The organism is Pseudomonas sp. UBA6315 (assembly GCF_002438125.1).
GTDB lineage: Bacteria > Pseudomonadota > Gammaproteobacteria > Pseudomonadales > Pseudomonadaceae > Aquipseudomonas > Aquipseudomonas faucium.
This window is the reverse complement of sequence record NZ_DJTF01000108.1, coordinates 26,366-33,682: the sequence shown is the minus strand read 5'-3', so window position 1 is coordinate 33,682 and position 7,317 is coordinate 26,366. Positions and strand designations below refer to the sequence as shown.

Below are 7,317 nucleotides of genomic sequence, written 5' to 3'. Positions count from 1 at the left end.
ACCGCCTTGTCCAGGTCGGCGTCGTCGAACACGATGAACGGGGCGTTGCCACCCAGCTCCAGGGAAACCTTCTTGATGTCCTTGGCGCATTCTTCCATCAGCTGGCGACCGATTTCGGTCGAGCCGGTGAAGGACAGCTTGCGTACCAGGGAGTTGCCGGTCAGCTCGCCGCCGACTTCGCCAGCGCTGCCGGTTACCACGCTCAGCACGCCAGCCGGGATGCCGGCACGGTTGGCCAGCTCGACCAGGGCCAGGGCGGAGTACGGGGTCTGCGAGGCAGGCTTGAGCACCATGGTGCAACCGGCGGCCAGGGCCGGGCCGGCTTTACGGGTGATCATCGCGGCCGGGAAGTTCCACGGGGTGATGGCGGCGGTAACGCCGATCGGCTGCTTGATGACGATCAGGCGCTTGTCGGCCTGGTGGCCCGGGATGGTGTCGCCGTAGATGCGCTTGGCTTCTTCGGCGAACCACTCGATGAACGAGGCAGCGTAGGCGATTTCGCCCTTGGCTTCGGCCAGTGGCTTGCCCTGCTCGGTGGTCATCAGGCGGGCCAGGTCTTCCTGGTTCTCGATCATCAGTTCGAACCAGCGACGCAGCTTGGCCGAACGCTCCTTGGCGGTCAGTGCACGCCAGGCCGGCAGGGCCTTGTCGGCGGCTTCGATGGCGCGGCGAGTTTCCGCGGTGCCCATCTTCGGCACGGTACCGATGACTTCACCGGTGGCCGGGTTGGTCACCTTGATGGTCTGGCCGCTGTCCGCATCCAGCCACTCACCGTTGATGAAGGCTTGCTGGCGGAACAACTGAGCGTCTTTGAGCTGCATGTCGGCTTCCCGAATTGTTGAATTATTGAAAAGCGCCCAATACAGGGCATCGAGCGTTTGAAATCTCAAACGAATGCTAAGGGGATGCTGGGGTGTAGGACAATAGGCTGTTCGAAAAAAAGAACGAATGGTTGAACACCCGGTGGGGATTTCATGTTTTTTGTAGCAGCAACTGGCCCTATCGCCGGCAAGCCGGCTCCCACAAGGACCCCACGATTCTCAAGCTCGGTGGAGTACCTGTGGGAGCCGGCTTGGCGGCGATAGGGCCAGTACAGGTTAGACGAATGAACTGAAGAAAATGTGAAAGGAGGACCGACGGCCCTCCCGGAGGGGATGACTCAGAACGCCTTGGCCAAGTCGATCACCAAAGCCCGGTAACCCACACTCCCCGGCTGGCGGCTATGCACCTTCAGCTCCACCAGCACCTCCTGGGTGCCGCGGCGCACTTCGTTGAGCACGGTGGTGGTGAGCTTCTCCGGCGTGAGGAAATTCACCGAAGCCGAATAGATGAACTGGGTATCGGTTTCCGGCCGGTAAGCCACCACCGAGGTCACCGGGCTGTACCACTCGTCGCCACGCTCCCTGCCGTACTCCCACACCTGCTCGACCGTACCCTTGGCCTCGTCGATCTTGTATTCCACCGCCCGGCTGTAGTTGCCGCTGAGCTTGGTCGGGGCAAAGTCGCGCCCCCAGCCATTGTCGAACACGGTCAGCGTGCCTTTGCCGGTCAACCAGGCGGTGTGCTGGGTCCAGGACCAGTCGAAGCCTTCACTGGCAATCGGCTTGAGCACCTTGTCCTGCAAGCGCTGCGGCCAACCTTGCGGCGAGGCCAGGATCCACTTCACCTGCTTGTCGCGGCCGATTTTCGCCACGCCCTGGTGGCGAGCTGAAACGATGATGCTGTCGTCATCGGCGTCGTAGTCGATGGCATTGACGTGCGCCCAGTTGCGCCCGGTGCCCACGCCCGGGGTGTCGCCGAACGGCAGGTCGCCTTCGGCCAGTTCGTTGGCCAGGCGGTCGTCCTGCTTGCGTACCCCCTCAGGCAGTTGCAACGCCGCCTTGCCGAGGGTTTCCAGCAGGTCGCCGCGGTAGGGGTCGAGGATCTGGTTCAGGTCCCAGAAGTCCAGCACATCACCCGCTTCATCGACCTCGATGATGTGGTCGCGGATCGAGCGCACGCGCTTGCCGTCCGGGCGGCGGTAGTCGCTGGTGCCGACGCGCAGCAGGTAGGTGCCGTTGGCGGTCTCGCGGATTTCGTGGGAGAAGTCGGCGAACTTGTCGGGCAGGGTCCGCTGCCAGATGCGCCGGCCGAGCAGGTCGAACTTGGAGTAGGTCTGGCCCTGGCCCCAGATCAGCTTGCCGTCGCGGGTCTGCTGGAAGCCCATGGTGCCGCCCAGGCCGTCGCGGCGGTTGGAGTCGTGGATCTGCTCGATGTCCAGGTACCAGCGCACGTCGCCATTGCTGTCGGCGATCCAGTTGTTGCCCACCTGGTCCCACTCGGCGGCGCCGCCCAGGCCGTTCCACTTGAAGGCGCGCGCGCCGGGGATGTCGCCTTGCAGGTGGTTGAACAGGTACAGGCGGTTTTCAAAGCCAGGGGCGACCTTGACCGGCTCCACTTCCGGCAACGCGGCCGTCTGCTTGGCCACCACCGGCAGGCGCACGGCAGGGGCGTAGATCTGGTAGCGCTGGCGGATGCGTTCGCCGTCGAGCTTGTAGGTCACTTCCACTTGGTTGACGTAGTCCGGGTAGAGGCCGAACACCGGGATGCCGCCGTAGGTCCACAGCGAACGGTCGGACACCTCGTAGGCGATGTCGACACCGCGCTCGCCACGGCCCAGCACGCGCACGTGGGCCCAACTCAGGGCGCGCCCGCCGTCGCGGATGATCGCGGTCAGCGGCGCCAGGCGATACGGGTTGACCAGCACATCGCCGAGCAGCGCGTCGTTATGCTCGGGTACCTTGGCCGTGAGGCAGGCGCCTTCAGGCAGTACGGGGTTTTCGGTTTTGGCATTCATGGCAAAGCTCCTTTTTACTCAGAAGTCGTAACGGGCGGTGGCGCCGAAAGTGCGCGGGGTGCCGAGCACACCGGCATAACCACCGTTGGCGGAGTTCCACAGGCTGGTGAAGTAGGTCTTGTCGCCGGCGTTCTTCACCCACAGCGACAGGTCGAGCACGCCGTCGCCCTGGTCCAGGCGCACGCCGGTGGAGAGGTTGACCAGCGCGTAACTGGGGATCTGGCCGTAGTCGGAATCGTCGATGGTGCCCACCGCCTTGGAGCGGAACGCATAGCTGGCGGTGACGTAGGGCTCGACGTGCTCGGCCAGCTGCCACTTGTACTGGCCGTTGAGGTTGGCGATGTACTTGGAGGCGCCGACCACCTGGTGGCCGGACAGGTCGCAGGTGGCGGCGGCGTTGGCCAGGCTCACTTCCGGCGGGCACGGGGCATCTTCGTAGTCGGTGTAGCGCACGTCGTTCCACGAGCCGTTGAAATTCACCGTCAGGCCGCGAATCGGCAGCGCCGTGGCTTCGAATTCCAGGCCCCGCGAGCGCACGCTGCCGGCGTTGGCCAGGTACTGCACGCGGTTGGTCTCGTCGTAGACGTTGGCCTGGTAGCCATGTACCTCGGCCCAGAACAGGTTGGCGTTGAGCAGCAGGCGCTCGTCGAACAGCGTGCTCTTGAGGCCCAGCTCGGCGTTGTTGACCCGCTCGCTGCCGACCAGCAACGAATCGGTACCCAGGCGCGGCGCCGCACCCACGGTGAGGTTGACGCCGCCGGACTTCTCGCCGTGGGTCAGCGTGGCGTAGCCGAGCAGTTGCTCGTTGAAGCGATAGCTCAAGCCGAGCAGGCCCGAGGGGCTGAAGCTGTACTGGTTGAGGTCGCCCGAATCGTAGGCCCCCACCCGGCCCTGGCGCGCAGCAGCGGCGGCACCGGTTACTGCAGCGCCACCTGCCGGCGCATCGCGGGTTACCCAGGCGCTTTTTTCTTCATAGGTGCCGCGCACGCCGGCGGTGAAGTCCAGGCGCTCGGTGAGGTGCCAGGTGCCTTGGGCGAACAGGGCGTAGCTGTCGGTGTCGATGTGCCCGTCGCCAATGGTGTTGACGTTGTTCAGCGCGCCGGCCGGGGTGAGGTTCCAGACGTCGGCCTGGGGGCCGTAATAGGTGAAGGAGGTGTTGTCCAGGTCCTGCTTGAAGTAGTAGGCACCCAGCACGTAGTCGAAGGCGCCGCCGGTGGGCGAGGCCAGGCGGATTTCCTGCGAGTACTGCTTGTCGCGCACCGAGACCCCGGCGCTGTAGAACACCGGCACGTTGAGGCCGTCGTCGTTGCGCGGGGTGAAGTCCCACCAGCGGTAGGCAGTGATGGAGGTCAGGGTGAAGTCGTTGGGCAGGGTCCAGTTGGCCTCGACCGAAGTGCCGCCCTGGAACACCGTCACTTGCTGGTCGGCGTCGAAATTGACCTTGCGGTGCTTGCCCGATACCAGCGTCGCGCCCGCCTGGGCCGCCAGGCTTTCGTAGCGGTTGACGCCATTGATGGTCGGCCCGGTGCTGTACAGGCTGAGGATGCCGTTGTCGGAGTCTTCTTCGTTGTATTCACCGATCCAGCGCAGGTTGAAGGTTTCGCTGGGCTTGAACAGCAGCTGGGTACGAAAGCCCTGGCGCTTGCCGCCGTTGAGGTCGTGGCCGTCGTGGATGTTCTTCACGTAGCCGTCGTCTTCGGTGTGGTAGGCGCTGATGCGCCCGGCCAGGGTGTCGCTGATCGGCCCGGAGAAGCTGCCCTGGGTCTGCAGGTAGCCATCTTCGCCGATCGACTGCTGGATGCTGCCTTCGCGGTGGAAGGTCGGCTTGCGCGTGGTGATGTTGAGCACCCCCGCCGTGGTGTTCTTGCCGAACAGCGTGCCCTGCGGGCCGCGCAGCACCTCGAGCTGCTCGACGTCGAGCAGGTCGAACACCGCCATGCCCGGGCGCCCCAGGTAGACGTTGTCGAGGTAGATGCCGACGCTGCCTTCCAGGCCGTCGCTGGCCGGGTTGTTGCCCAGGCCGCGAATCGAGATGCTCGACTGGCGCGCATGCACATAGGCCACGTTGGTGCTGGGCACCAGCTGTTGCAGATCCTGCACACGGTAGATGCGCTGGGTTTCCAGGGTTTCGCTGTCGAGCACGCTGATTGGCGTGGGCACGTCCTGCGCGGTTTCCTCGCGGCGCCGGGCATTGACCGTGACGGTGCCAAGCTTGGCGTCCTGTTCCACGGCGGGGGTGGCAGTGCTGGGCAGCGCTTCGGCGAAGCTGCTGCCCGAAGCCGCCAGCAACACGCCAGCGGCCAGGGGGTGCAAGGCGGCCCGCGACACGCGCGTTGGCCAACGAGAAACTCGGGTCATGCAAATGCTCCTTGAGGCATGGGCCCTGGGCGAGCATTTCCGTTGGCGGAACCGAATCGCGGTCAGTCGGGCTTATATTCTTTTAAGTGATATAAATATTTGTAATTCATATTTTGTGGAATAAGTAACACCCTTTATAAGGGGGCTCACCCTGTTCATCAATTGCATTCGACCGAAAGTTTCCATGTAGAAAATGCATATCGACCTCCGCCAGCTCCGCCACTTCATCGCCCTTGTCGAGCACCGCAGTTTTGTCGCTGCGGCGGCTGCGGTGAACCTGTCGCAATCGGCTTTCAGCCGCAGCATCCAGACCCTGGAGCACAACGTTGGCTGCCGCCTGGTCGACCGCGCCAGCAAGGAACTGTCGCCCACTCGCCAGGGCTTGCTGGTACTGGAGCATTCGCGGCGCCTGGTGCACGGGGCGCACAACCTGGTCAACGAGATCCACCAGTTCAACGGCGCCACCACCGGCGTGGTGCGCTTCGGCTCCGGCCCTGCGCCAGCCGGCGGCCTGGTGCCGCGGGCCGTGGCGCGTTTCGTCAGCGAATACCCGGCGGCGCGCACGTGCTTCCAGGTGGATAACTGGCAGGCCTTGAACCGCAAGCTGATGGCCGAAGAGATCGAGTTCTTCGTCGCCGACACGCGCCAGTTCGAGTCCGACCCGGACTACCGCGTGCACAAGCTGGCAGCCCAGCGCTGGCACTTCTGCTGCCGCGCCGGCCACCCGCTGACCGCGCGCCGCCAGGTCAATGCCCGGGACCTGTTCGATTACCCGCTGGCCACCACCTTCCGCCCGCCGAACATCCGCAAGGTGCTCAGCGACCTCAGCGGCCGGCAGGACTTTCTGCCGACGGTGGAATGCGAGCATGGCTATGCACTGCTGAATGTGGTGATGCACTCGGACACCATCGGCATTGCCTGCAGTGCCAACCTGCGGCCGTACCAGACAGGGCTGGTGGCGCTTGAGCTGGCGGACCTGGCGCCGGAGCAGGAGGAGTCGTTCTACACCCGTTACGGGGTGGTGAGCCGGGTGGGGTATGGCTTGTCGCCGTTGGCGCAGGGAATGGTCAGGCAACTGATTGCCTGTGATGGCGAGGGGTGATGGGCTACAGCAAGTTGTGTGGGAGCGGGCTTGCCCCGCGAACACCGGCAAAGCCGGTGCCATGCACCGCGGTGCCTGCTTCGCGGGCCAAGCCCGCTCCCACAGGGGTTTAGCCTTTACGCGTAGTCCGGCTCAGTTGCCCATCGACCCCCACCGGCACCTCGCCCGCCAAGGTCACCCGGCGCACGATGCGCGCCTGGGTGCCGTAGTCATCCACCGCATAATGCTGCGTCGCCCGGTTATCCCAGATCGCCACGTCGCCCGCCTCCCAGCGCCAGCGCACGGTGTTCTCCAGGCGCGTCACATGCCCCTGCAGCACCGCGAACAAATGCTGCGAATCCGCCAGCGAATAGCCCTTGATGCGTTTCACGAAATGCCCCAGCTGCAGCGCCCGCTCGCCACTGACCGGGTGCACCCGCACCACCGGGTGCTCGGTCTCGTACACGGTCGAGGTGAATACCTGGCGGTAGCGTTCGAGCTTGGCCGGGTCGACGTCGGGCTTGATGCTGGCGTAGTCGTATTCGTTGCTGTGCACCGCCCACAGTTTGTCCGCCAGCTCGCGCAGCGGCTCGGGCAGCTCCTGGTAGGCCGCAGCCGTGTTCGCCCACACGGTGTCGCCACCGGAAGCCGGGGCCACCACGCTGCGCAGGATCGAGGCTTTGGGGTAGGCATCGACGAAGGTCACGTCGGTGTGCCAGGAGTTAGCTCGCTGGCCTTCGGCGCCATCGAGCTGGAGCAGGTACTTGGTGCCGTCGACCACCGGCACGGTGGGGTGCGCCACCGGCTCGCCGAGCAGCTTGGCGAAGCCTTCCTGGCTCAGGTCGTCCAGGTGCGCCTGCTGGCGGAAGAAGATCACCTTGTGCTTGACCAGCGCGGCCTGGATGGCCGCGACCGTGTCGGCATCGAGGTCGGCAGACAGCTTCACCCCGCGGATTTCGGCGCCGATGCGGCCGGCGACCGGGTGGATATTGAGTTCGAGGGCTTGCGGCGCGGTGGCCAGTGCGGCATTGCTCATGGTCGT

The 7,317-nt window shown here is 64.9% G+C and carries 5 protein-coding genes; 1 reads left to right on the top strand and 4 read right to left on the bottom strand.

Translation table 11 applies throughout. The features are described from left to right. From B3E94_RS13710 to B3E94_RS13700, 3 genes are all read right to left on the bottom strand, one after another. Positions 1-821 (bottom strand): aldehyde dehydrogenase family protein (locus tag B3E94_RS13710; RefSeq protein WP_286913917.1); only part of this gene is annotated, 821 nt, incomplete at its 3' end. 338 nt (positions 822-1,159) lie between these two features. Then, positions 1,160-2,836 carry an aryl-sulfate sulfotransferase gene (locus tag B3E94_RS13705; protein WP_286913916.1) on the bottom strand — a complete coding sequence of 559 codons (1,677 nt, stop codon included), beginning with the start codon at positions 2,834-2,836 and terminating at the stop codon, positions 1,160-1,162. Positions 2,837-2,854: 18 nt separating this feature from the next. Beyond that, a complete protein-coding gene (locus B3E94_RS13700; RefSeq protein WP_286913915.1) occupies positions 2,855-5,194 on the bottom strand; it encodes a TonB-dependent receptor in 2,340 nt (779 codons plus the stop codon). Between the two features lie 193 nt (positions 5,195-5,387). Here B3E94_RS13700 and B3E94_RS13695 point away from each other — a divergent pair, with 193 nt between their 5' ends. After that, positions 5,388-6,296, top strand: a complete 909-nt coding sequence (locus tag B3E94_RS13695; protein ID WP_286913914.1) for a LysR family transcriptional regulator — start codon at positions 5,388-5,390, stop codon at positions 6,294-6,296. 109 nt (positions 6,297-6,405) lie between these two features. Here the strand turns inward: B3E94_RS13695 and B3E94_RS13690 are convergent, their stop codons facing one another. Next, positions 6,406-7,311 carry a TauD/TfdA dioxygenase family protein gene (locus B3E94_RS13690; protein WP_286913913.1) on the bottom strand — a complete coding sequence of 302 codons (906 nt, stop codon included), beginning with the start codon at positions 7,309-7,311 and terminating at the stop codon, positions 6,406-6,408. Between the last annotated feature and the right edge of the window lie 6 nt (positions 7,312-7,317).